The sequence below is a fragment of the Tenacibaculum geojense genome, from assembly GCF_042676005.1.
In the GTDB taxonomy this organism is placed as follows: domain Bacteria; phylum Bacteroidota; class Bacteroidia; order Flavobacteriales; family Flavobacteriaceae; genus Polaribacter; species Polaribacter geojense.
In genome coordinates this window covers 18926-44594 of record NZ_JBHTJR010000057.1, presented here as the reverse complement: position 1 = coordinate 44594, position 25669 = coordinate 18926, and the positions used below count along the sequence as shown (strand labels likewise).

Below are 25669 nucleotides of genomic sequence, written 5' to 3'. Positions count from 1 at the left end.
AATTTACAATATTTATAATATACCACAACTTATTTTATAACAAATTATTTCACAATGCCATAACTAAGCAATATACTAACGTTACTTTGTAAGCTTTATTATTGGGATTTATAAATAAATAAAATAACAACCAATAATAATCGTTATTTTAGCAACATTTATGAAAAAATTACTCCTAATAGCTATCATAATATACTCAATTAATTGCATTGGTCAAAACAACAGTAGTGTTTTATCCAACGGAAATTGGTATAAATTTGCTGTAGATACCACTGGTATTTTTAAAATCGATCTTCAATTTCTTCAAAATTTAGGTATAAACACTAGTAATATCAATCCTAAAAATATAAAAATTTACGGAAATGGTGGCGCAATGTTACCAGAACCTGCTGCTTCTTTTAGATATAATGATTTACAAGAAAACGCCATTTATGTGCATGGAGAAGATGATAACATTTTCAATAATGGCGACTATGTATTGTTTTACGCAACTGGTCCCCATTCATGGAACGTAAATCCATATCGAGATGAAGTTGAACACCAACAAAATATATATTCTGATAAAGCGTATTATTTTTTAACAATAGGTGAAAGTCCTGGAAAAAGAGTTCTAAACGCTCCTTCTATCACAAATGAAACGCCTTCTGCTATTTTTACAGAATATGACGATTATACCTTTTACGAGAGAGAAAATATAAATTTATTTGCACTTGGTAGATTATGGTTTGGAGAAAGTTTTGCTGTAGAAAACAATCAAACCTTTACCATTCCTTTTAACAACGCAGTTCCCGGATCTGAAGTTTTAATAAAAGTTTCTGCTGTTGCACAGTCTACTTCACAATCAACTCTAAATGTAAGCGTTAACAACACCAACATCTCTACATTAAGCTTCCCTCCTGTTGCTAATTCAACTACCACAGGTTTGGCAAGAATGATTACTAATTCTGCAAATACTATAACCGCCAATAGCTTTAGCATTAATTTAAACTATAATAACAACGGAAATCCATCTGCAAAAGCGTTTTTAAATTACATTGAAGTTAAAGGAAAAAAAATATTAGCCGCTAACGGAAATCAATTCTCTTTTAGAAATTTTAATTCAGCTGATGCTATTGGAACGATTGGTTATGAAATTTTAAACGCTAATAATATTTTTCAAATTTGGAATGTTACCGATCCAATAAACCCAACAAGGATAACAAATCAATCTAATAACGATAATTTTACTTTTTTAGATAATAGTGAAATATTAAAAGAATACATTGTACTAAATGAAAATGATTATTATGAGCCTGAATTAATTTCAAACTCTTTTATAAGTAATCAGAATTTACATGCTTTAAATAATATTGAATATTTAGTTATTACCGATAGTAATTTACGCTCACAGGCACAAAGATTAGCAGATTACCATCAACAAAATTCAAACTTAAGAACAGCTGTAATAACAAAAGATCAAATATTCAATGAATTTGCTTCTGGGAGTCCAGACGTAGTTGGAATCAGAGATTTTATTAAACATGTGTACGACAATTCAAGTCCTCAACAACAATTAAAATATGTTTGCTTTTTTGGTGATTCTTCTTATGATTATAAAGACAGAATTAACGGAAACAACAATATTGTACCTACTTTTCATGCAACTCAGAGTTTTGATTTAGTTTCTTCCTATGTTACTGATGATTTTTATGTAATGATTGACGAATCAGATGGACTAATGAGAAGTGTTGACAATATTGATATTGCCTCTGGTAGAATACCTGTAAGTAACCAACAAGAAGCCAATAATGTTGTAAATAAAATTTTAAGCTATTACAATACAAGTTCATTTGGCGACTGGAAAAACGCTATTACATTAGTTGCAGATGATATAGATGAAGATTCTGACGCAACCTTACAAACCGGTCTTGAAGAAATAGCTGACACCATTAAAAGATACAAACCCAATTTTAATATTAATAAAATTTATGCTGATGCCTATCAGCAACAAACATCCTCTGGAGGAGAAAGATATCCAGAAGTTAAAGAAGCAATAACCAATACAATTGAAAAAGGCAGTCTGGTTTTTAATTATTTTGGACACGGCGGTGAAGATGGCTTAGCTGCTGAACGCATTTTAGAAATACCTCAAATACAAAGTTTTAACAACAGCAATAAACTTCCGTTATTTATTACTGTTACTTGTGAATTCTCCAGATTCGATAATCCATTAAGAAATACTGCTGGTGAACAACTATTTTTAAATAATAATGGTGGTGCGGTTAGCATGATAACCTCTACAAGAGATGTTTTTATATCTACTGGAGAACGTTTCAATAAAACTTTAACCAAATATGTTTTAGATTTTGATAACGCAGATGATGCTATTGCAGAAAGCCTTATAAAGGCAAAAAATGAAACTTCCAGTAATCAACGCTTTTTTATTTTTTACTTTGGAGATCCCGCCATGAAACTGGCAACTCCAAAACCAAACATTAAGCTGACAAGACTTAATAACGTTTTACTAACACAAGCAACTGATACTTTAAAAGCGCTTTCCAAAGTAAAATTCGAAGGAATTATCACAGATAACAATGATAATTTATTGCCAAATTTTAATGGTACTATTTTTACAACAATTTTCGACAAGCCAATTGATAAGCAAACTTTAGATAATGACAATTTTGGAATTGTGAATACTTTTGACTCACAAGAAAGTAAACTTTTTAGAGGTAAATCGTCAGTTCAAAACGGAATGTTTTCTTTTGAGTTTATTGTTCCAAGAGATGTCAGAATTGCATATGGTAACGGAAAAGTAAGCATGTATGCAAGCGATAATCAAATAGAAAAAGGAGGTTCTGACTTTAGTATTATTGTAGGTGGTATTAATGATGATGCTCCTGAAGATAGTGTCGGACCCGAAATGTTATTGTATATGAATGACGAATCATTTATTGATGGCGGTAACACCAATGAATCCCCAAACCTTATTGTAAAGCTGTCGGATGAAAGCGGAATAAACACTTCTATAACCGCTGTAGATCATGATATTGTTGCAATTTTAGATGATAATCAAGCAGAACCAATTATTTTAAACGATTATTATGAAACCGCATTAGATGACTTTACACAGGGTACTGTTAACTTTCAATTAAGAAATCTAGAACCCGGACCGCATAAAATTACTGTTAAAGCATGGGATACTTACAATAACCCAACAGAATTAACGTTAAATTTTGTGGTTGTTAATGACAATGGTTTATTATTAGAAAATGTATTAAACTACCCCAACCCTTTTGTGAATTACACAGAGTTTTGGTTTAATCATAACAAACCTAATGAACCCTTAGAAGTACAAGTTCAGATATTTACAGTTTCAGGAAAATTAGTTAAAACCATTAATCAACAAGTACAAACTCAAGGTGGTTTATCAAGAACTATCACTTGGAATGGTTTAGATGATTTTGGAAATAAAATTGGAAAAGGTGTTTATATTTATAAGCTAAAAGTTCATGCAACTGTTAGCAATTTATCAAGAGAAAAATATGAAAAGTTAGTAATACTACAATAAAACGCTATATTTGCCAAAATTATGTTAAAATTAATCATGAAAAAATACATACTTTTTATAACATCATGTTTAGTGTCATTAGGAGCAATAGCTCAAGACAATGATCCTAAACCAATTACAACTGCAACTCCTTTTTTATTAATCTCTTCTGATGCTAGAAGTGGTGGTATGGGAGAGATTGGTGTAAGTACTTCATCAGATGCGTACTCATTATTTCACAACCCAGCTAAAATAGCATTTAACAAAAATGCATTAAGTATAGGCTTTAACTATGTACCTTGGTTAAGAAACCTAACCGATGATATTTTTGCAGGTAATTTATCAATAGTAAATCGTTACAGTGAAACTGCCTCTTGGGGAGTAGACTTTAAATATTTTTCATTAGGAAGCATTGAATTTACTGATGATTTAGGACAACCTAACGGAACTAAAAATCCTAGTGAATTTGCATTATCTGGTTATTATGCCATGAAACTAAGTGAAAAATTTTCTATGTCTGTCGGTTTAAAGTATATCAATTCTAACTTAGATATTGATGATAGTAACATGACTGCCATTAATAGTTTTGCAGTAGATGTATCTGGTTTTTATCAATCTGATGTAGAAAGTTACGGTGATTTTGAAGGTAGATATCGTTTAGGTTTTAACATTGCTAACATTGGTCCTAAAGTTGAATATACTCCAGGAGCAGAAAACTTTATTCCTACTATTGCCAAATTAGGTGGAGGATTCGATTTCATTTTTGATGAATACAATACTTTAGGTGTTAACTTAGAGTTTAGAAAATTACTGGTACCATCTAGCGGACCAGAATCTTCAAGAGGTTGGTTTGAAGGGATGTTTACTTCATTGGGTGATAGAGACTTTAGTGAAGAACTTCAAGAAACCAACTGGTCTTTAGGAGCAGAATATTTATACAACGAAGCCTTTGCTGTTAGAGCTGGATATTTTCATGAAAGTGAAGTAAAAGGAAATCGTCAATACTTCACCATGGGAGCTGGTTTTAAAGCAAGAGCTTTTGCTATAGATTTATCATATTTAATGAATACTTCTGATGTAAATAATCCTTTAGAAAACACATTACGTTTCTCTTTAGGTATCGATATTGGAGAAATTTTTGAAGACTATTAAGATTCATATTTTTTTAGTAATTTCGAAACGAAATATCAAAGCAGTCTCAACCGACTGCTTTTTTTGACTAACATAGATACATGAAAAAAGTAGAAGTTACCACTTCAGCAATTATATACGATGATTTCTCTCAATTATCAAAAGATGATCAATCGTTAATGGAACAAGCTATTACAGCCAGAAAAAAAGCGTATGCTCCGTACTCTAAGTTTAATGTTGGTGCAGCTTTGTTATTAGATAATGGCAAAGTTATTCTTGGTAATAATCAAGAAAACGCCGCTTATCCATCTGGTATGTGTGCAGAAAGGGTTGCTATTTGGAAAGCCGGATCTGAATATCCTAACATGATAGTTAAGAAAATAGCCATAACCGCAGCATCAACAAACACTAAGGTTAACAAACCTGTTGGACCTTGTGGAGCTTGTAGGCAAACTTTATCAGAATATGAAATCAATCAAAAACAACCTATAGAAGTTATTTTTATGGGAGAAGAAGGAGCTGTTGTGAAAACAGAATCATTATTGTCTTTACTTCCTTTTTCTTTTGACAGTTCATATTTGTAATGAAATCAGACATTAGCTCAAGAGAAGATATACATTTCATCATTAAAAAATTTTATAACAAACTAATTAATGATGATGAAATGTATATATTTTTTGATCATTTTATTAAAAATAATACTCTAAGTCATCATTTAGAAATTATTACCGATTTCTGGGAAGACATACTCTTCGGTACTTATCAATACAAAAATAACCCAATGCAAAAACATCTAGATTTTGCTAACAAGATACCTTTTTCGGAAATTCACTTTCAAAAATGGTTAGATTATTTTTCAACAACCATAGACAATCATTTCTCTGGAAACAAAGCTACAATCATGAAAAACAGAGCTGTATCCATAAGTACCATCATGCAAATTAAACTTAAAAAAGTATTCTAATTCAAATTATCATTTACTTAAAAAAAACATCTATAAATTTTTAAAATAATAATTAAATCGTTTTAAATTAATTATTTAACAATAATTTAGATTTTTATTTAAAAACTATTGATTTCCTATAATAATTAGCATTTATTTGTTGTTATCCTAGCTTAAATTGAGAAAATTATGAATGCAGTTATTACAGGAACAGGAAGCTACATACCTACCATTAAAAAAGAAAATAATAAATTTTCGGATAGTAGATTTTTAAATGCAGACGGAAGTTCTTTTCAATCAGAAAACACCGTAATTATTGAAAAGTTTAAAACTATTACCGGTATTGAAGAAAGACGATATGCAGAAAACCATTTTAACGCCTCAGATTTAGGGTACTTTGCTGCCGAAAAAGCCATTGAAGATGCGAGCGTAAATGCTGAAGAATTAGACTACATTATTTTTGCTCATAATTTTGGTGATGTTAAAAACAACGCTATTCAAAGTGATATCTTACCCAGTTTAGCTACTAGAGTTAAACATTTATTACGCATTAAAAACCCAAATTGTGTTGCTTATGATATTTTATTTGGTTGCCCAGGATGGGTAGAAGGCGTAATTCAAGCACAAGCTTTTATAAAAGCCGGAATTGCAAAAAAAGTATTAGTGATAGGTGGAGAAACTTTATCAAGAGTTATTGATAAACATGATAGAGACTCTATGATTTATAGTGATGGTGCTGGTGCATGTATTGTAGAAGCTACAAATGATAATGAAAGTGGAATTTTAAGCCATGCTTCACAAACTTTTGCCAAAGAGGAAGCGTATCACCTATTTTTTGGAAACTCTTATGATAAAAATGAAGATCCAAATATTCGATATATTAAAATGTATGGAAGAAAAATATATGAGTTTGCCTTAACAAATGTGCCAAATGCCATGAAAGTTGCTTTGGATAAAAGTGGTATTTCTATAAATGAAGTTAAAAAGGTGTTTATACATCAAGCAAATGAAAAAATGGATGAAGCTATTATAAAACGTTTTTATCGCTTATATAAAACTCCCATTCCTGAAGGAGTTATGCCTATGAGTATTCATAAGCTAGGGAATAGCTCTGTTGCTACGGTTCCTACGCTGTTGGATTTAGTAATTAAAGGAAAAATTGAAAATCAGGAAGTAAAAAAAGGAGACGTAATCATCTTAGCATCAGTGGGTGCTGGCATGAATATTAACGCAATTGTATATCGATATTAAAAACTTAAAAAACATCCGTAAAAATAATTTCAAACTTATTATTTTTGCGGATGCAACAACACAACGTACTTATATTAGATTTCGGATCGCAATACACGCAATTAATTGCGCGCCGAGTTAGAGAGTTAAATATTTATTGTGAAATACACCCTTACAATAAAATACCTCAAAACCTTAACGATTTTAAAGCTGTAATTTTATCTGGAAGCCCATCATCTGTGAGGTCAGAAGATGCTCCACATCCAGATTTATCTGAAATTAGGGGTAAAAAACCATTACTAGCTGTTTGCTATGGTGCACAATATTTAGCCCATTTTTCTGGCGGATTGGTTGCCCCATCAAATACCCGTGAATATGGTAGAGCCAACTTATCATTTGTTAAAGATAATGAAGCTTTTTTCAAAGATATTTCAGAAGGTAGCCAAGTTTGGATGAGCCATTCAGACACTATTAAAGAGTTACCTACCAACGGAGTATTATTGGCTAGTACTCATGATGTAGCAAATGCAGCTTATAAAATTGAAGGAGAAACTACATTTGCTATTCAATTTCACCCAGAAGTATATCATTCAACAGACGGTAAAACTTTATTAAAAAACTTTTTAGTAGATATTGCTGAAGTTCCTCAAAATTGGACTCCAGATTCTTTTGTTGAAGAAACTGTTAAAAATCTTAAAGAAAAAGTGGGTGATGATAAAGTAATTCTTGGCCTATCTGGTGGTGTAGATTCCACGGTAGCAGCTGTTTTACTTCACAAAGCAATAGGAAAAAACTTACATTGCATTTTTGTAAATAATGGTCTTTTACGTAAAAATGAATATAAAAATGTGTTAAAGCAATACGAAGGAATGGGATTAAACGTTAAAGGTGTAGATGCAACTGAACGTTTTTTATCTGCTTTAGAAGGCTTAAGTGACCCTGAAACCAAAAGAAAGACCATAGGTAGGGTGTTTATTGAAGTATTTGATGACGAGGCTCACAAGGTAGAAAATGCTGAATGGTTAGCACAAGGTACTATTTATCCTGATGTTATAGAGTCAGTTTCTGTAAATGGAGGACCATCAGCAACCATTAAAAGTCATCATAATGTTGGCGGATTACCAGACTTTATGAAGTTACAAGTTGTAGAACCGTTACGCATGATTTTTAAAGATGAAGTTAGACGTGTAGGAGCATCTTTAGGAATTGATAAAGAATTATTAGGGAGACATCCGTTTCCAGGACCAGGTTTAGCTATCAGAATATTAGGCGATATCACTTCAGAAAAAGTTCGTATTTTGCAAGAAGTAGACGCTATTTTTATTGATGGTTTAAAAGAATATGGCTTATACGACCAAGTATGGCAAGCGGGTGCTATTTTATTACCTGTACACTCTGTAGGTGTAATGGGAGATGAAAGAACCTATGAAAAAGTTGTAGCTTTACGCGCTGTAGAAAGTACCGATGGTATGACTGCAGACTGGGTAAATTTACCTTATGAGTTTTTACAAAAAACATCTAATAAAATAATAAATAACGTTAAAGGTGTGAATAGAGTTGTTTACGACATTAGCTCTAAACCACCAGCAACCATTGAATGGGAATAGTTCATTCAGCTCTAAAAAAACAAAACAAACTATATGAGTAAGATCAAGTTTTTAGTATTTGCATTTATTTTTAGTATTGCTATATCATGCGGCCAACAAAAGCGCTACATCACCTATAAGGTTCAGGAAGGTGAAACTATGCGAGACATTGCTAATCGTTTAGATATGAAAACTAGGGATTTACTACGTTTAAATCCGGACATAGGAAGAAAACCAGTACCAAATACTACTATTATAATTCCAAATCCTAAGTTTAAAAACACTACAAGCACCAACATTGGTGAATCTGTAAACGAAAATGAAGATATAGCAGACGTAATTGAAGAGAATAACGCTGAAATTTCTGAAAACCCAACAGATTCAATTAAAGTAGTTAGAGTTACTTATGATTATATTACTCATACAGTTCAACCTAAAGAAACTGTGTATGCTTTAACAAAAAAATATAATCTTTCTAAAGATGAGTTGATAAAATTAAACCCTGAATTTCCAGGAATTAAAAACAATGTATTAAGTATTGGTCAGGTTGTTAAAGTAAAAGCTATAGAAAATAAAATTGAACTTCCGTTAGAAGAAGACTTAAAAAACTTTGTTACTCATGATGTAAAACCAAAAGAAACAGTATATAGTATTACTCGTTTTTATAACATTACTAAGGATGAATTGATAGCATTGAATCCGGAATATCCTGGAATTAAAGATAATTATTTAGCATTTGGAACTCGACTGAGAATTCGTGCAATAGAAGACAAATTATCTTCTGACGAAAAAACATTTTACGAAGATATTATTGATATTGATGAGCCTATTAATATTTCATTCTTACTTCCTTTTAAAGCTGATAGCTACGCCAATAATAATTCAAAAGATATTTTTGAAAGTAATAGGTTAGCTAATATGGTAACAGATTTTTATTTAGGAGCAGAAATGGCATTAGATTCTATTAAAGCGCAAGGTATTGCCTTAAATGTTTCTGTGTATGACACTGGTAACAGGGATGAAAAAGTTAGTGAAATTTTAGAAAATAATTTATTAGATGATGCTGATGTGATTGTTGGGCCATTTTACAACGATAAAGCCGAGGAAGTAGCTAAAAGTGTTGGTGTACCAGTAATGTTTCCGCACTATTCTAAAAGTCAATCTAGCTTTTCAGCTTCAAAAATTGTTAAAACAGAAGCCGACAGAGAAATTCATGCTGAATATTTAGCTAATTACTTAAGAGAAACCTATGACGGTCAGAATGTTTTTGTTGTAGGAGATGATAGCGAACAATCAAACAAAAATGTAAAAACGTTGGTAGATGAACTTACAAAACATGATTCTATTACCAAAGTGCATGTTTTAAAACCAAAAGATAATTATATAGACAAAGCTAGATTTACCGATGTAATGAAAGAGAAATCTGATAATATTGTGGTGATTGCATCATCTGACAGAGTAGTTGTTGCTGATGCTTTAAACAGTATGATTGTTTTACCCGAAGAGGTTACCGTACAAGTTTTTGCCGTTGAAAAAGGGAGCGCTTATGACAAAATAGATAATAATAAGTTAGCTAGAGTTAATTTTAGTTTTATTACAAGTAGTTATGCAGATGAAAATGCATCTTATGTAAAAGCCTTTAATAAAAAGTATAAAGCAAAAAACAATACAATTCCTACAGAATACGCAATAAAAGGGTTTGATATTACGTACGATGTATTAATGCGTTTAGCATCTGGGAAAAGTTTAATTGACACGTTTAACGAAGGAGTTTCTATCCGTTTAGAAAATAAATTTGATTACGATAAGAAATTCTTTGGCTCTACAACAAACAAAGGTTTATACATTGTAAAATATAACAGTGATTTAAGTCTTACTAGACTGAAATAACTTTATAATATATAAAACAAAAAAACCGCTAATAATAGCGGTTTTTTGTATAATCTATTTCCCTATTTGAATAATATCTTTTACAAGAAACAGTTTATTTATATAAACATAAATAGTTGTTATATATTTATAATGAGTTAGCAATAAGTATTTTGTTTATGTATGTAATTAAATACAACTTAAATTAGCAATAGTTTTTCAAATTCGGCTTGTACACAATATTTTTATATTAATAAACTATTACTTTAAAATATTATTAAGTAATTTATTATTGTTTTATTCTATCTCCAGCTCCTTTACCTCCAACAGTTGCAAATATGTAATAAAAATACTTTTTAAATGTTAAATCTTGAAGCATTTTAGCATCAACTTCCGCCAATTTTTTAGGAGTTGACATATCAATCTCATTAATCTGTGCCAACCCAGTTATTCCAGGTAAAGAATTATAAACTCCTCTTTCATTTCTTTCCTTGATTAACTCTTTTTGATTGAATAAATTCGGTCTTGGGCCAACTAAACTCATGTCACCTTTTAAAACATTGATTAATTGAGGTAATTCATCTAGTTTAGATTTTCTCAAAAATGCTCCTAGTTTTGTTACGGAACTACTACTAGCTAAATGTGTTGCCACTGATTTTGTATTCACCCCCATGGTTCTAAACTTTAATAGGGTAAATGGTTTTTGATTTTTCCCAACCCTTTTTTGTTTAAATATTGGTGACCCCGTATCAAAAAGTCCTAATATATATACTATTAGACCCACTGGCCATAAAACTAATATTCCAAATAATGAGAATATAAAATCTAAAATACGTGTCATAGTTATTTATTTTATTGAAATTGATATTAAACCAGAAGATGGCTTCCAATTTAATTCTTTCACTGCTTTATTATCAGAAAAAGTTAAAGACTTTGTTATTTTATTTAATTTATCTGTATTAATAATAAACTTAGGTAAGATATCACCAATTTTTGCTAACATAACGAATGGTAATTTTGGAAATCTCATTATTTTTTTATTATAAATCAAAGCTATGTGATCTTCTATTTGTTTAAAAGATGGATGAATTCTATCTGTTAAATTATAAATCCCATTTTTCTCATATAAATTAGGAATTAAACTAGCTACATCAATAGCTGAAACCATTGATTTCCTTGCTTCTCCTTTACCTATTCTAAAATAGTATCCTTTTTTTATAGCATTTATCATTTTTCCTAAATTACCGGGGGGATTAGATCCAGAGATTAAAGGTAGTCTAAGTATTACGTAATTTACATCATTCGCTTTACAAAACTTTAGAATCTCTTTCTCTGCTAAAATTTTACTTTTTGCATAAGGGGCTATTCCCTTCAAAGAAAACGATTCGTCAATCATTTGACCATGTTCAAGACCATAAACTGAAACCGAACTTATAAAGACTATTGTATTAGGTAGATTTTCTTTTAACCCATTAAGTATTTTTCTAGTTCCTTTATAATTAACATTAAAAAAATCTTCCTCCTCTTCTTTAGTTTTAGGGACTGAATGTGCTTTTCCTGCTGCATGAACAACCATATCATATGTTATATTATGACCAGGAACACTATCATTAGATAAGTCACAAATAATATCATTTTCATCAGACCTACCAATTGTAGTGATATTAAAATTCTTCATTTGAACTAACTGTTTAAAAATTTCTTTACCAAGAAAACCACTCGCTCCTGTTAAAAGTACTTCCATATGAATTATTTATTTTTTGAAAACTATTCTAAATACGTAAGAAAAAGTTAGATATAAAGACTTAAAAAAACCCAGTTTCTCATATTTGTAATAAATAAGCCAATGGTATTTTATTAATTTTGTCTTGTTACTAGATACAGAGTTTTTCCTTACCCTATAATCTGCTAATATTTCTTGTAAACAATAAACATGATCAGTCTTTTTTAATAATTTAAGCCACAAACCGTAATCTTGTCTTTTAGAAATGGCGTCCATATAAACTTTACCAAAAAAATCAGAGTCATAAACAGAAGTTAGGCATCCAACTTTATTTGCTTTTAATAATGAATTGTATGAAATCTTATTTGGAATATTATTTACAACACCCTGATATTCTCCCTCTTCATTAATTTGATTAAAATGTGTACATGTAAACGGGTAGTTATTATTTTTCATAAAATCTAACTGCTTCTCTAATTTAGTTGGATGCCATAAATCATCACTATCCAAAAAAGCTATATATCTTCCTCTCGCTTCTTTTATTGCCCTATTCCTTGTTAAAGCAGGTCCAAGATTTGATTTATTTTCTATTAAATAAATATTTCTATCTGGGTTATTATTAATTATAGATTTCACGATGTTTGTTGAGTTATCAGATGAAAGATCGTCAACAATTATAAGTTCCCACAAAATAAATGTCTGAGCTAAAACAGAATTAATTGTTTCTTCAATAAAATTAGCACTATTATGTGATGGGGTGATAATTGAAACTATAGGAGTTAAATTCATAATTAATTATTTTTTAAAAAAGTAATCAAAATACTTTTGGTAAGATTGATCAGCGTAATTATTAATTTGCTTATTATTTATATCCATACTTCCATCTTCATAGTGTTTTATTTTAATTTTATGAGGTATATATTTTATAGAAATTGAATTTTCGTATGCTTTTCTTGCCAAAAAATGTTCTTCTTGGAATAAAAACATTTCGTTATAAAAAACAGGATGAATTTTCTCTATTGCTTTTTTTCCAAAAATAATGAAAGCTCCATGACAACTATATGTATTGTAACTTGGTTTTTTAACAAACTTTGTATATAAATTAAATATTCGCCTTATAGATCCATTAATGAAATATATAATGTATTTTATAATTTTCTTTTTATTAATTACAGCATAATAAAAAAGTTTTCTATTAGTATGTGAAAAAGTATGAATATATGGATTTTGATCTTTATCTGTTAGAGTCTTTATTTTAGGTGCATAAATACTTTCTCTTGATGCATTTAACAAAAATTCTGTATCCATTTTCTGAATAAAAACATCTGAATTACAAACTATAAGATACTCAAAATTATAATTTTTAAGTGCGAAATCTATACCGATATTGTTTCCATAGCTATACCCTAAATTTTCAACATTAATAAAATCTGCATTATTGGATAAAGCAATTTGACTAAATGCTTCTTTAGATTCTTTATCATAAAAACTATTTACAATAATTACCTTACTATTTTCTAGTTTATTTTCTTTGAAAAAATTTTCTAAGTCTATGGTATTTCTGTAGGTTAAAACTACATAAACAAAATTATATGATTTATTCATTAATAAGTTTTATTTTTTTCCAAATTAAAAGTGATATTAGCCCTAAACTAACGTAAATTATGTTGTAATAAATAGCTGCTTGAATTGTTGTTCTAGAAAAATAAATTAAGGAAACTCCTAAAAAACAAGAAAAAGTAACTGTATAAGTATTATATGGTTTCTTAGTAACAGCATCTATGGGGTTTCTAAGTAATAAATAAAGTGAATCAGGTAAAATTGATAAGGCAATTAAATTGACTATGTTTTTTGCGGGAATAAATTCTGCACTAAAAAATAATTTTAATAATAATTCATTAAACATAAAAATAAAAGCTATTACAATAATAGATATAAACAAAAAAACATACATAAACTTTCTTACCAAAGAATCTACTTGAGTGTATTCTTTATCCTTGTAGCCTTTACTTACTTTGGGTAATAATATGATTCCTATGTATGAAAAAATAGGATTGATTAAGGCTTTTAGTGTGATACCAGCAGCAAAAAAACCGCCCCATTTATTACCAAACTTATTATTTATAATAATAAGAGGAATTGCATTTAAAGAAAATAGAAAAAAGTCCCCAATAAGTCTACTATATCCATAAGACCATAATTCTTTAACATTAGGTATTATACTTTTACTTTTCCAAACACTAATTATTTTTCTATTATTTAAGAGTTCTGCAACCATTTGTAGTGTAACAAAAATTGAAATTGAAATTATACTCCATAGAAAAAACTCATGTAAATTATCTGTAAAAAAGAAAACTACTGTTAATAAAATTAACTGAACAGACAATTGACTAAGATTAAAATAAATTATTCTATCCATACCTCTTAGATAAGCATATGAAAAAGAAACTAGAGCTATTATGAAACTATAAAAGAAACAAAGAACTATAAAATTACTATTTATTCCGAAAACTAGTTCATCTAGAAAAGGCTGAAAAGATATTATAAATAAACCTGACAAAGCTGCCAATATCAAAACAATATAAAAAGCAGAAAAAGCTAATAATAGTTTTTCCCTTTTCTTTTCTGTTTGTGGTAAATATTTGGGTAAAGCTATTCCCATTCCACCCAATATTATAAAACTAATAACCCCTGAAGTTTTCTTAAATACACTGTAAACACTGTATGATTCTACACCAAAATTTAAACTAATTAGTTTATTAATTATTAAACCAATAAACATAATTGAAAACTGTATTGATATTGAAAATATTAATTCTTTTTTTAAATTTTCTATCATTTAGTTTGGGTAATTTTTTTTATAGATAATAATTTTGTTAGAAATAATAATAATGAAAAGCTCAGTATAAAGCTCATATATGCAAATATTGAAGATAAATATGAGTTCAGTACAAAAAAGAGTAATGCACTTAAAACACTTAGTGCTAAATTAGGAAAATATGTAGATAATGAATTAACTTTTCCAAAAACAAAACCTAAACAAAATAGAAATAATATGGAACCTAAAATTCCAAAATCTTGAATTAAATATCTATAAATTGTGTAAATATTTGTTACGTAAACCCTTCCATTAGATTCAAAATAATGGAAATCTGTAAAAATCCCCACCTCTCTCTTTACAATTCCAAAAGCATTAAAAAAACCAAAAAAGGTATTCACTCCATAGTCATACTCTCTATTAACTACTTTATTATTTTCTAACAACCATAAATCTAAAGCAGGGACATGAGCTACATAATTAGACACTTTATCGTTTGCTATCCTAACAGTTTCTTCGCTGAAGCTACCTAGTCTAGCAACAAATGAAAAAATTAAAAGAACATAAAAAAGAAAAGAAAAAGCAATAGCTCTTAGATAAACTTTCTTTTTAAACTTTGGTAAACTTTTTTCGTAAACCATACTTGTTATTAAAAATGAACTAACTAAAAGCATTACACATGCTATAAAAACTAATTTAGTATTTTGAGTTAAAAGCACAATCAGAGAGGGAATCAAGGCTAAAAAAAGAAATTTCTTTTTTCGAGCAAGAAAAAAATACACACCAGAAAAAAGAGGCAAGAGATACACAAAAACTAAAAAAAATTGTCCTAATAAACTTGTGGATGTCTCTCCTGAATATCTTGCCATTGCCAATTCATTATTTGTTGACAATAAACCTTGAAAGGACAACAAAACACTTAATGATATACCATTGTTTATTAAGTTAGAAATTGGATACAAAAAAGCAAACAAAAAAATAGTAAAAAAGATTTTCTTTGCTCTCTGATTATTATACTTATAAAAAAAGTGTTCATTAGTATGATTTGTTTGTAAGAGTTTTGATGAATTTGATGCTAAAAATTCTCCTAAAAAAACAAAAATACTACTTACTAATAAAAGCAAATATAGTTCTGTTGAAAGTTTATATCCTGAAAAAAAAAAGTTTGAAAAAACTATGTTACCAAACCAAAAAAGAGAAAAAATAAAACCTACAGTATACTTATTTCTTTTTTTAAATAAAGAATAAATTATAAAACTATAAATTATCAGTATTAAGAAATTAATCATTTTATTCTTTTTAAATAACTTCCGTAACCACTTTTACATAATGGCTCTGCTATTAAATCTAACTGCGCTTTTGATATATATCCCATTCTGTAAGCAACTTCTTCTATTGCTCCTATTTTCAAACCCTGTCTTTCTTCAATTACTTGAACAAATTGACTTGCTTGCATTAAGGATGTAAAAGTACCTGTATCTAACCAAGCTGTCCCTCTATCAAAAACCCCTACTTTTAACTTACCTCTTTTTAAATACTCCTTATTAACATCTGTAATTTCGAATTCACCTCTTGCAGATGGTTGTATATTTTTAGCTATTTCTACAACATCGTTATCATAAAAGTATAAACCTGGAACTGCATAATTTGATTTAGGTTTTTCAGGTTTTTCTTCTATTGAAATTACGTTATTATCATCATCAAAGTCTACTACACCATATCTTTCAGGATCATGAACTTGATACGCAAAAATAACCCCACCTTCTTCTTTCGTTGAATTTTGAAGCAACTTAGACATACCACTCCCATAAAAAATATTATCTCCTAAAACCAAAGCCACCTTATCGTCTCCAATAAAATCTTCACCAATAACAAATGCTTGTGCTAAACCATTTGGTTTTTCTTGAACTGCATAAGAAAATTTACACCCGATTTTACTTCCATCCCCTAATAATCTTTCAAAATTAGGTATATCATGTGGTGTAGAAATAATTAAAATCTCTTTAATCCCCGCTAGCATTAACGTAGATAAAGGATAATATATCATTGGTTTGTCATAAACAGGCATTAACTGCTTACTCACTGCTAAAGTTAAAGGGTGAAGTCTTGTACCAGAACCTCCTGCTAAAATTATTCCTTTCATTTTATATATTTTTATTGAGCATTTGTTTCAAACTATAGTCCCATTTTGGAACTTCCAAACCAAATGTTTCTTTTATTTTGGATTTGTCTAGTAAAGAGAAACTAGGACGCTTGGCTTTAGTTGGAAAATCTTTAGTTAAAATCTTATTCACTTTACAGTCGAATTTCATAATTTTCTGTATTTCTACAGCAAAATCGTACCAAGATATTTGCCCTTCATTAGAGTAATTGTAAATACCAGTTTTCCAATTATTAGAAGCTATAATTTGTAAGACAGCTTTAGCTAAATCTTTAGCATATGTAGAACTACCTATTTGATCAGAAACTACAGAGATTTTATCTCTATTCTCCATAAGTTTACACATTGTTTTTACAAAATTATTCCCATAACGAGAGTAAACCCAAGATGTTCTAAAAATCATATACTCATTGCAGTTCTGTGTTACTTTTTTCTCACCTGCTAACTTTGAAGCTCCATAAGTGTTAATTGGGTTTGTTACATCATCTTCCTTGACTGGAGAACTACTTGTTCCATCAAAAACATAATCTGTTGAAATGTGAATTAATCGAGATTTATTTAATGCACACCACTTGCTAATAATATCTACAGCTTCGTCATTTATTAAAAATGCAGTTTCTTTTTCATCTTCAGCTTTATCAACTGCTGTGTAAGCTGCAGCGTTAATTATGTAGTTTGGCTGTTCTTTGCTTAACACTTTCAATATTGAATCTGGATCATTCAGAGGCATTGAACTTCTATTTACAAATACAAATTCAAAATTATTAAACTCCTTCTCTAAATCTCTCAATTCTGAGCCTAACTGTCCATTGCTACCTGTTACCAGTATTTTATTTTCTGAAGATCTCATTAAAATTAGGCAAAATTAAATCTTTATCTGATACCTTTATATTTTCTTTATCTAACCCCCAATTAATATTTAAAAAAGGATCATCGTATCTAACACCTTGCTCAGATTCTTTGTTATAATAATTATCACATTTATAAAAAAACACAGCTTCTTCTGAAAGAACAGAAAATCCATGCAAAAAACCTCTAGGAACAAAAAGTTGCAAATTGTTTTCTGCAGATAATTTAACAGCAACATGTTTTCCGAAAGTTGAAGAATTTGGTCTAGCATCAACTGCTACATCGATTACTTCTCCTTTTAAAACTCTCACTAATTTAGCTTGTGCGTATTGTCCTTTCTGAGCATGTAATCCTCTTACTACACCTTTGTATGAAAAAGATTGATTGTCTTGAACAAAATTAACATCCAGATTAGTGGTATCTTTGAATATTTTATTATTAAAACTTTCAAAAAAATAACCTCTATCATCTTCAAACTTTTTAGGTTCTATTATATAACAACCTTCCAAATGAGTTTCTTCTATTTTCATAGTATTTATTTTCTATATTGAGCTTTGTAATATTCTTGGTAATCTCCAGAAGTTATATTATTTAACCATTGTTGATTATCCATATACCATGCAATAGTTTTAGCTAAACCTTCTTTAAATGTAACAGAAGGTTCCCAACCTAATTCTTTATTTATTTTTGATGCATCTATAGCATACCTTAAATCATGTCCTGGTCTGTCTTTAACAAATGTTATTAATTTCTCACTTTCACCTTCATCTCTTCCTAAAACTTCATCCATTTGCTTGCACAATTCTTTCACAAGATCGATATTTTTCCATTCATTAAAACCTCCAATATTATATGTTTCGGCATTTTTTCCTTCATGAAAAACTAAATCTATGGCTCTAGCATGGTCTATAACATATAGCCAATCTCTTGTAAACTTTCCATCTCCATAAATAGGTAAACTTTTTCTTTTAATAATATTATTAATACAAAGTGGTATTAATTTCTCAGGAAAATGATTAGGCCCGTAATTATTGGAACAATTAGTAATTACAAAAGGTAAATTATAAGTCTCTCCATAAGCTCTTACGAAGTGATCTGAGCTTGCTTTTGATGCAGAATATGGAGAATTTGGACTGTATGAAGTTTCTTCTGTAAAAAATCCTTCGTCACCCAAAGCACCATAAACTTCATCTGTACTTATATGATAAAACCTTTTACCTGTAAAGTCTGCCTTATGAGTATTTTTAAAAGCATTAAGTAAATTTAATGTCCCTAAAATATTAGTCTTCGCAAAAGATAAAGGATCAAGAATAGAACGATCTACGTGTGACTCTGCTGCTAGGTGAATTACTCCTTCAAATTTATGAACTTCAAAAAGTTCATTTATTCCACTCTCATTAGTTAAATCCTCTTTTATAAAAGTATAATTGGACTTATTCTCTATGTCCTGTAAATTCTCTAAATTTCCAGCATAGGTTAACGCATCAAGATTGAAAATATGATAATTTTCATATTTGTTCACTAATAGTCTTACTACATGAGAACCTATAAAACCAGCTCCACCTGTAACTAATATTTTCTTCATTTTTTTGTTTTTTTGGAAGTAATTATTTCCCAATTCTGAAATATTTTAATCCTTTATCTTCTAAATTATAAGCAATGTATTGATTTCTTCCATCAAATATTATTGGAGAATTTAATTGCTGCTTAATCTCTTCGAAGTCTGGTGAACGGAATTCTTTCCATTCTGTTAAAAGAATTAAAGCATCAGCACCTTGAAGAACTTCATATTTTGATTCTTTATACTCAATATTTTCTATGTCTTTTAAATAAAAATGCTGAGCTTCTTCCATTGCTTTTGGATCATACGCTTTTACTTTAGCGCCACGTTTAACTAGTTCATTAACAACGTAAATCGCAGGCGCTTCTCTCATATCATCAGTTCCTGGCTTAAACGCTAATCCCCAAAGACCAAAAGTTTTGCCTGTTAAATCTTCTCCAAACTTTTCAATTATCTTATTCGAGATAACAAACTTTTGTCTGTTATTAACATCCTCTACTGACTTAATTAACTGAGCTTCGTATCCTGTTTCTTCTGCTATTTTTTTTAGGGCTTTCACATCTTTAGGAAAACATGAACCTCCGTAACCAGCACCTGGATAAATAAAACTATACCCTATTCTTGAATCCGACCCAATACCAATTCTAACATTATTAACATCTGCTCCTACTCTTTCACATATATTGGCCATCTCATTCATAAATGAAATTTTAGTAGCCAACATTGCATTTGCAGCATATTTGGTCATTTCTGCTGAACGAACATCCATTGTAATGAAACGATCATGCGTTCTAAAAAATGGACTGTAAAGTTCTTTCATCTTCTCAAATGCTATTTGAGAATCTGCCCCGATTACAACTCTATCAGGCTTCATAAAATCATTAATAGCATCCCCTTCTTTCAAAAACTCAGGGTTAGAGACAACGTAAAAATCTAAATCAGAATTTCTACTATCTAATTCTTTTTGAATAGCTTCTTTTACCTTATCAGCAGTACCTACTGGTACAGTAGACTTATCCACCACTATTAATCTGCGATTCATTTTTTGACCAATTTCTTTGGCTACAGCTAGTACATATTGTAAATCAGCAGAACCATCTTCTCCCATTGGTGTGCCTACAGCAATAAAAACAATTTCAGCATCATCAATCGCTTCTTCTAGTTTAGTAGTAAAAAATAAATTCTTTTTTTCTACATTTTTTAACACCATTTTTTCTAGACCAGGCTCATAAATTGGAATAACCCCTTCATGAAGCTTATCTATTTTGGCTTGATCTATGTCTACACATGTAACTTTATTACCCATTTCTGAAAAACACGTTCCAGACACTAAACCTACATAACCTGTTCCTATAACTGCTATATTCACCCTTTATTTTTCTTTTTTATTTTAAAGCTTTTTTTTCATATACTTCTTTTCTAAGTACACTAATTCAAAAGCGACATTATCTTTTTATTCACAAAAATATTACTTAGACTCTAAAAACCTATGTTTTTGTCCTTTATTTTGTATTTTCAAATTCCTAATGTTATGAACAATATTGATAGATTTACTAGCTTCTTTTAAACCAAAACCATTTCCTTTTAGGATTTCCTGATAACTGATGGTATGTAAATCTGTAAAACCATTACTAAATTCAATCTCTTCATTATTAATAGTAATTGATCTATAAGTTCTTTGTTGTTTCTCTTTAATATCTTTAGGCAATGTTGAGGAATCTATTGACAAAAACCATCGTACTCTAGCATTTTCAAACTCAAGATATCCCGCTGCCTTATCTTTCTCTCTTAAATGAACAAAATTCTCTTGCAGATCACCAAACAACCATCCTAACATATCAAAAAAATGAATTCCTATATTGGTAGCTATGCCTCCAGATTTTGAATCATCTCCCTTCCATGAAATATCATACCATTTCCCTCGCGAGGTAATGTATGTTAGATCTACCTCATATTTTGTTTCTTTTTTCTGCGCAGCTATTTTATTTTTTAAAGTAATAATACTGGGATGTAATCTAAGCTGCAAAATGGTATTTATAGCATTGCCCGTTTCATCTTCTATAGCCTGTAAAGCATCAATATTCCATGGATTTAAAACTAATGGTTTTTCACAAATAGCATCAGCACCTCTTCTTAGGGCCATACGTATATGTGAATCATGTAAATAGTTAGGCGTACAAATACTTACATAATCAAGTTGTATATCTTGCTGTCTTTTTATTTTTTCTATATGACGATCAAAGCGCTCAAATTCCACAAAAAAGCTAGACTCTGGAAAATAACTATCTAATACACCAACACTATCAAACTTATCTAAACAAGCAACTAAATTATTACCTGTATCTTTAATAGCCTTTAAATGTCTTGGTGCAATATAACCGCCAACACCTATTAATGCAAAATTCTTCATTATAAACTTTTATCTCGTTTTTCGATTGGTAAAACTCCTTTTACATCGTACACTACTGCATTACTACGTTTGTAACCATCTATATCCATTGCTAAAAATTCTTTATGACTTACGGCTAGAATTATTGCATCAAACTTTTGATTGGGTACTGTTTTATTCGATGTTATACCATATTCTTCATAAACTTCTTCTTCATCTGCCCAAGGATCTGCAACTGTAACGTCAATACTATACTCTTGCAAACTCCTAACAACATCAATTACTTTTGTATTTCTTACATCCGGACAATTTTCTTTAAATGTTATTCCTAAAACTAACACTTGTGCATTTTTGATACGAATATCATTTTCAATCATTAGCTTAACGACTTGAGAAGAAACATACGATCCCATTCCATCATTTAGCCTTCTCCCTGCCAAAATAATCTCTGGATGATAGCCATACTCTTGAGCTTTCTGAGCTAAATAATAAGGATCTACTCCAATACAATGCCCTCCAACCAAGCCTGGTTTAAAAGGTAAAAAATTCCATTTGGTTCCTGCTGCAGCTAAAACATCATGTGTATTAATATTCATTAAACCAAAAATCTTAGCCAACTCGTTAACAAAAGCTATATTAATATCTCGTTGAGAATTTTCAATAACTTTTGCTGCCTCAGCTACTTTAATTGTTGGGGCTAAATGTGTACCAGCAGTAATTACTGATTTATAGAGATTATCTACTTTCTTTCCTATCTCAGGAGTAGAACCTGAGGTTACTTTTAAAATCTTCTCTACTGTATGTTCTTTATCTCCTGGATTAATTCTTTCTGGAGAATAACCAGCAAAAAAATCTTTATTAAATTTTAAACCTGAAATCCTTTCTAGAACAGGTATACATTCTTCTTCTGTAGCACCTGGATATACTGTTGATTCATAAATAACAATATCACCCTCCTTCAATACAGCCCCTACTGTCTCACTTGCTTTTATTAAGGGAGTTAATACAGGTCGATTATTTTTATCTACAGGTGTAGGAACAGTGACGATGTAATAATTGCAATCTTTTATCGCATTCATATCCGTAGTACAAAACAATCCTTTACTATCTGTTGTTTCATCTATCAAAACAGCTTGCAAAACATCATCTTGAACCTCTAATGTACTATCATGCCCCGACATTAACTCAGCAACCCTTTCTTGATTAATATCAAAACCAATTGTTGAGAATTTTGTAGCAAACAATCTTGCTAGCGGTAAACCCACATATCCTAAACCTATAATTCCTATTTTAGGTTGCCTCATATTATTTTTTATAAATTCTCCCAATACCACTTTACGGCTTCTTTCAAACCTTTTTGAAGTGAAAATTGCGGATTATAATTTAACAATTCTTTAGCCTTATCTATACTAGCAAGTGAGTGTGGAATGTCTCCTTCACGGGTATCTCCATACTTAATTTGTACATTGGCAATAGAATCATCAAAATCTGATAAATATTCTTTCAAATACTTTACCAAATCATTTAATGTATTTCTATCGCCATAGGCAACGTTATAAACGGTATTCACAGCTTCTTTTCTCTCTGCTAACAAACTTAACAAATTAGCTTGAATAACATTGTCTATATAAGTAAAATCTCTCGAATATGTCCCGTCACCATTGATAACTGGTGATTCTCCTCTCATAAACTGCCCAACAAACTTTGGAATTACAGCAGCATAAGCACCATTAGGATCCTGACGTCTTCCAAATACATTAAAATATCGCAATCCAATAATTTCTAAACCGTATGTTTTAGAAAATACATCCGCATATAGTTCATTAACATATTTAGTTATTGCATATGGTGACAGTGGCTTTCCAATAACATCTTCTACCTTGGGTAAACTTTTAGAATCTCCATAAGTAGACGAACTGGCCGCATACACCATTCTCTTTACACCTGCGTCTCTAGCAGCTACCAACATATTTAAAAAACCTCCTACATTTACTTCATTAGAAGTTATAGGATCTTTTATTGACCTTGGCACAGAGCCTAACGCTGCCTGATGCAAAACATAATCAACTCCATCAACTGCCTTTCTACAATCTTCCAAGTTACGAATATCACCTTCAATAAGTTTAAAATTATCTTTAATTAACAAACCTACTAGGTTTTCTCTTTTCCCTGTAGCAAAATTATCTAGACAGACCACAGAGTTTCCCTGATTCACTAAAACCTCACACAGGTTAGAACCAATAAAACCAGCACCTCCAGTAACTAGGATTTTTTTTCCTGATAATCTTAAATTCATTTTAAACTTTATAATTGGAATTAGGCAAAACTAGAAAATTCATTATTATTATTTGTTAACAACTCAACAAATATTAATTTTTATCCAAAAAAAAACCCTCGATGATTAATCGAGGGTTGTAATTGTGGGCGCGAAGGGATTCGAACCCCTGACCCCTTGGGTGTAAACCAAGTGCTCTGAACCAACTGAGCTACGCGCCCATTAAACAATTATTCTTAAGACTTTGTGGGCGCGAAGGGATTCGAACCCCTGACCCCTTGGGTGTAAACCAAGTGCTCTGAACCAACTGAGCTACGCGCCCATAATTGTTTAATTGCGGGTGCAAATATAGTAATGTTTTTTAATTCAACAATAGTTTTTTTAAAATATTTTTAAATTATTTCAGCTACAACAAACGTACTCCCTCCTACAAAAACCACATCTTCCTCATTAGCAACAGCTAATACTTTTTTTAAGGCTAGTTCTACAGATTCATAAAAATCACCTATTAAAGCAAATTTATGAGCTGCTGTTTGTAAATCTTCTGCAGAAAGACCTCTAGGTATATCAGGTTTACAAAAATAATAAGAGGCTTCTTTTGGAAATAATGGTAAAATATCATCTAATTTCTTATCAGAAACTACTCCTAAAACAATGTGCAACTTATTAAATTCTTCTTTTTTTAATTGTTGAATTACATAAACTAATCCTTCTTTATTATGAGCCGTATCACAAATCACTTTCGGACTATTTTTAATAATCTGCCATCTTCCTTTTAAGTTCGTATTTTTAACAACGTTGAGTAACCCTTTCTTGATAGCCCTTTCAGACACTTTAAAGCCTGATAACTGTTTAATAGTGCTAATTGCTGTTTTAACATTATTTTTCTGATAATCTCCTAATAAGTCTGTGTTATATCTTTCAGAAGTATCTGACGCAAATAGAATAGGTGAATTCACTAACTTAGCTTTCTTCTCAAAAACATGTACAACTTCATCTTGTCGTTCACCAATAACTACAGGTATTTCAGGCTTTATAATTCCTGCTTTCTCTTGTGCTATTTTCTCCAAGGTATTTCCTAAAAACTGCGTATGGTCTAAACCTATATTGGTGATCACAGAAACTTCAGGATTTATAATATTAGTGGAATCCAATCTTCCTCCTAAACCAACTTCTATTATTGCAATATCAACTTGTTCTTTAAAAAAATATTCAAACGCTAAACCAACAGTCATTTCAAAAAAAGACAACTGATTGTACTCAAAAAAAGATTTATTTTTAGTTATGAACTCAACAACAGCACTTTCTGGAATTTCAATACCATTTATTTTAATTCGCTCAGTAAAGTTTTTTAAATGTGGTGAAGTATATAAACCCACTTTATAACCTTCTTCTTGTAAAATAGAAGACAACATATGGCTGGTTGACCCTTTTCCGTTAGTCCCTCCTACATGAATGGCTTTAAAGTTTTTTTGAGGATTTTTAAGGTGATTTGCTAATAGTATCGTATTGGTTAAATCTTTTTTATATGCTGAACCTCCTTGTTTCTGATACATAGGCAGTTGAGCAAACATCCAATCTAATGTTTGTTGATAAGTCATTAGT

General features: G+C 30.2%; 22 protein-coding genes and 2 tRNA genes. 7 read left to right on the top strand and 17 right to left on the bottom strand.

Features of this window, described 5'->3' with window-relative positions; translation table 11 throughout:
* The first annotated feature begins 160 nt into the window (after window positions 1-160).
* From porU to ACFQ1U_RS13020, 7 genes are all read left to right on the top strand, one after another.
* Complete coding sequence (porU, locus tag ACFQ1U_RS13050) at window positions 161-3550, top strand: type IX secretion system sortase PorU (RefSeq protein ID WP_386109105.1); 3390 nt, start codon at window positions 161-163, stop codon at window positions 3548-3550.
* A gap of 36 nt (window positions 3551-3586) precedes the next feature.
* Window positions 3587-4681: a type IX secretion system outer membrane channel protein PorV gene (gene porV, locus ACFQ1U_RS13045; RefSeq protein ID WP_386109103.1), complete on the top strand. Its 1095-nt coding sequence runs from the start codon at window positions 3587-3589 to the stop codon at window positions 4679-4681.
* Window positions 4682-4761: 80 nt separating this feature from the next.
* Entirely contained in the window at window positions 4762-5244 is a 483-nt protein-coding gene (gene cdd / locus ACFQ1U_RS13040; RefSeq protein WP_386109101.1) for a cytidine deaminase, read from the top strand.
* Window positions 5244-5624 carry a group III truncated hemoglobin gene (locus ACFQ1U_RS13035; protein ID WP_386109099.1) on the top strand — a complete coding sequence of 127 codons (381 nt, stop codon included), beginning with the start codon at window positions 5244-5246 and terminating at the stop codon, window positions 5622-5624. Before cdd ends, ACFQ1U_RS13035 begins: the two co-directional genes overlap by 1 nt.
* Before the next feature lie 168 nt (window positions 5625-5792).
* Window positions 5793-6854: a 3-oxoacyl-ACP synthase III family protein gene (locus tag ACFQ1U_RS13030; RefSeq protein ID WP_386109097.1), complete on the top strand. Its 1062-nt coding sequence runs from the start codon at window positions 5793-5795 to the stop codon at window positions 6852-6854.
* A gap of 50 nt (window positions 6855-6904) precedes the next feature.
* Window positions 6905-8440 carry a glutamine-hydrolyzing GMP synthase gene (gene guaA / locus ACFQ1U_RS13025; protein WP_386109095.1) on the top strand — a complete coding sequence of 512 codons (1536 nt, stop codon included), beginning with the start codon at window positions 6905-6907 and terminating at the stop codon, window positions 8438-8440.
* A gap of 33 nt (window positions 8441-8473) precedes the next feature.
* On the top strand, window positions 8474-10309 hold the full coding sequence (locus tag ACFQ1U_RS13020) for a LysM peptidoglycan-binding domain-containing protein (protein WP_386109093.1): 1836 nt from the start codon (window positions 8474-8476) through the stop codon (window positions 10307-10309).
* A 268-nt stretch (window positions 10310-10577) separates the two neighbouring features.
* Here the strand turns inward: ACFQ1U_RS13020 and ACFQ1U_RS13015 are convergent, their stop codons facing one another.
* From ACFQ1U_RS13015 to ACFQ1U_RS12935, 17 genes are all read right to left on the bottom strand, one after another.
* Window positions 10578-11129 carry a sugar transferase gene (locus ACFQ1U_RS13015; RefSeq protein ID WP_386109091.1) on the bottom strand — a complete coding sequence of 184 codons (552 nt, stop codon included), beginning with the start codon at window positions 11127-11129 and terminating at the stop codon, window positions 10578-10580.
* Window positions 11130-11135: 6 nt separating this feature from the next.
* Window positions 11136-12032: an NAD-dependent epimerase/dehydratase family protein gene (locus tag ACFQ1U_RS13010; protein WP_386109089.1), complete on the bottom strand. Its 897-nt coding sequence runs from the start codon at window positions 12030-12032 to the stop codon at window positions 11136-11138.
* Between the two features lie 9 nt (window positions 12033-12041).
* Window positions 12042-12800: a glycosyltransferase family 2 protein gene (locus ACFQ1U_RS13005; RefSeq protein WP_386109087.1), complete on the bottom strand. Its 759-nt coding sequence runs from the start codon at window positions 12798-12800 to the stop codon at window positions 12042-12044.
* Between the two features lie 6 nt (window positions 12801-12806).
* The gene (locus tag ACFQ1U_RS13000) at window positions 12807-13616 is read right to left on the bottom strand and encodes a glycosyltransferase family 2 protein (RefSeq protein WP_386109085.1); all 810 of its coding nucleotides are present in this window, start codon (window positions 13614-13616) and stop codon (window positions 12807-12809) included.
* Window positions 13609-14850, bottom strand: coding sequence for a lipopolysaccharide biosynthesis protein (locus tag ACFQ1U_RS12995; protein ID WP_386109083.1), 1242 nt, complete (start codon window positions 14848-14850; stop codon window positions 13609-13611). The genes ACFQ1U_RS13000 and ACFQ1U_RS12995 overlap by 8 nt, the downstream gene beginning before the upstream one ends.
* A complete protein-coding gene (locus tag ACFQ1U_RS12990; protein ID WP_386109081.1) occupies window positions 14847-16118 on the bottom strand; it encodes an O-antigen polymerase in 1272 nt (423 codons plus the stop codon). Before ACFQ1U_RS12990 ends, ACFQ1U_RS12995 begins: the two co-directional genes overlap by 4 nt.
* Complete coding sequence (gene rfbA / locus ACFQ1U_RS12985; protein ID WP_386109079.1) at window positions 16115-16972, bottom strand: glucose-1-phosphate thymidylyltransferase RfbA; 858 nt, start codon at window positions 16970-16972, stop codon at window positions 16115-16117. Before rfbA ends, ACFQ1U_RS12990 begins: the two co-directional genes overlap by 4 nt.
* 1 nt (window position 16973) lies before the next feature.
* Window positions 16974-17840 carry a dTDP-4-dehydrorhamnose reductase gene (rfbD, locus tag ACFQ1U_RS12980; RefSeq protein ID WP_386109077.1) on the bottom strand — a complete coding sequence of 289 codons (867 nt, stop codon included), beginning with the start codon at window positions 17838-17840 and terminating at the stop codon, window positions 16974-16976.
* Window positions 17821-18369, bottom strand: a complete 549-nt coding sequence (gene rfbC, locus ACFQ1U_RS12975) for a dTDP-4-dehydrorhamnose 3,5-epimerase (protein ID WP_386109075.1) — start codon at window positions 18367-18369, stop codon at window positions 17821-17823. Before rfbC ends, rfbD begins: the two co-directional genes overlap by 20 nt.
* A gap of 5 nt (window positions 18370-18374) precedes the next feature.
* Window positions 18375-19424 carry a dTDP-glucose 4,6-dehydratase gene (rfbB, locus tag ACFQ1U_RS12970; RefSeq protein ID WP_386109073.1) on the bottom strand — a complete coding sequence of 350 codons (1050 nt, stop codon included), beginning with the start codon at window positions 19422-19424 and terminating at the stop codon, window positions 18375-18377.
* A gap of 22 nt (window positions 19425-19446) precedes the next feature.
* On the bottom strand, window positions 19447-20769 hold the full coding sequence (locus tag ACFQ1U_RS12965; protein ID WP_386109071.1) for a UDP-glucose dehydrogenase family protein: 1323 nt from the start codon (window positions 20767-20769) through the stop codon (window positions 19447-19449).
* A 99-nt stretch (window positions 20770-20868) separates the two neighbouring features.
* Window positions 20869-21810 carry a Gfo/Idh/MocA family protein gene (locus ACFQ1U_RS12960; RefSeq protein ID WP_386109069.1) on the bottom strand — a complete coding sequence of 314 codons (942 nt, stop codon included), beginning with the start codon at window positions 21808-21810 and terminating at the stop codon, window positions 20869-20871.
* Entirely contained in the window at window positions 21810-23093 is a 1284-nt protein-coding gene (locus ACFQ1U_RS12955) for a nucleotide sugar dehydrogenase (RefSeq protein WP_386109067.1), read from the bottom strand. Before ACFQ1U_RS12955 ends, ACFQ1U_RS12960 begins: the two co-directional genes overlap by 1 nt.
* Window positions 23094-23101: 8 nt before the next feature.
* Window positions 23102-24085, bottom strand: coding sequence for an SDR family oxidoreductase (locus ACFQ1U_RS12950; protein WP_386109065.1), 984 nt, complete (start codon window positions 24083-24085; stop codon window positions 23102-23104).
* Between the two features lie 125 nt (window positions 24086-24210).
* Window positions 24211-24285: transfer RNA gene (locus ACFQ1U_RS12945), tRNA-Val, on the bottom strand.
* Between the two features lie 26 nt (window positions 24286-24311).
* Window positions 24312-24386, bottom strand: a tRNA-Val gene (locus tag ACFQ1U_RS12940).
* Window positions 24387-24456: 70 nt separating this feature from the next.
* On the bottom strand, window positions 24457-25665 hold the full coding sequence (locus tag ACFQ1U_RS12935) for a bifunctional folylpolyglutamate synthase/dihydrofolate synthase (protein ID WP_386109063.1): 1209 nt from the start codon (window positions 25663-25665) through the stop codon (window positions 24457-24459).
* Between the last annotated feature and the right edge of the window lie 4 nt (window positions 25666-25669).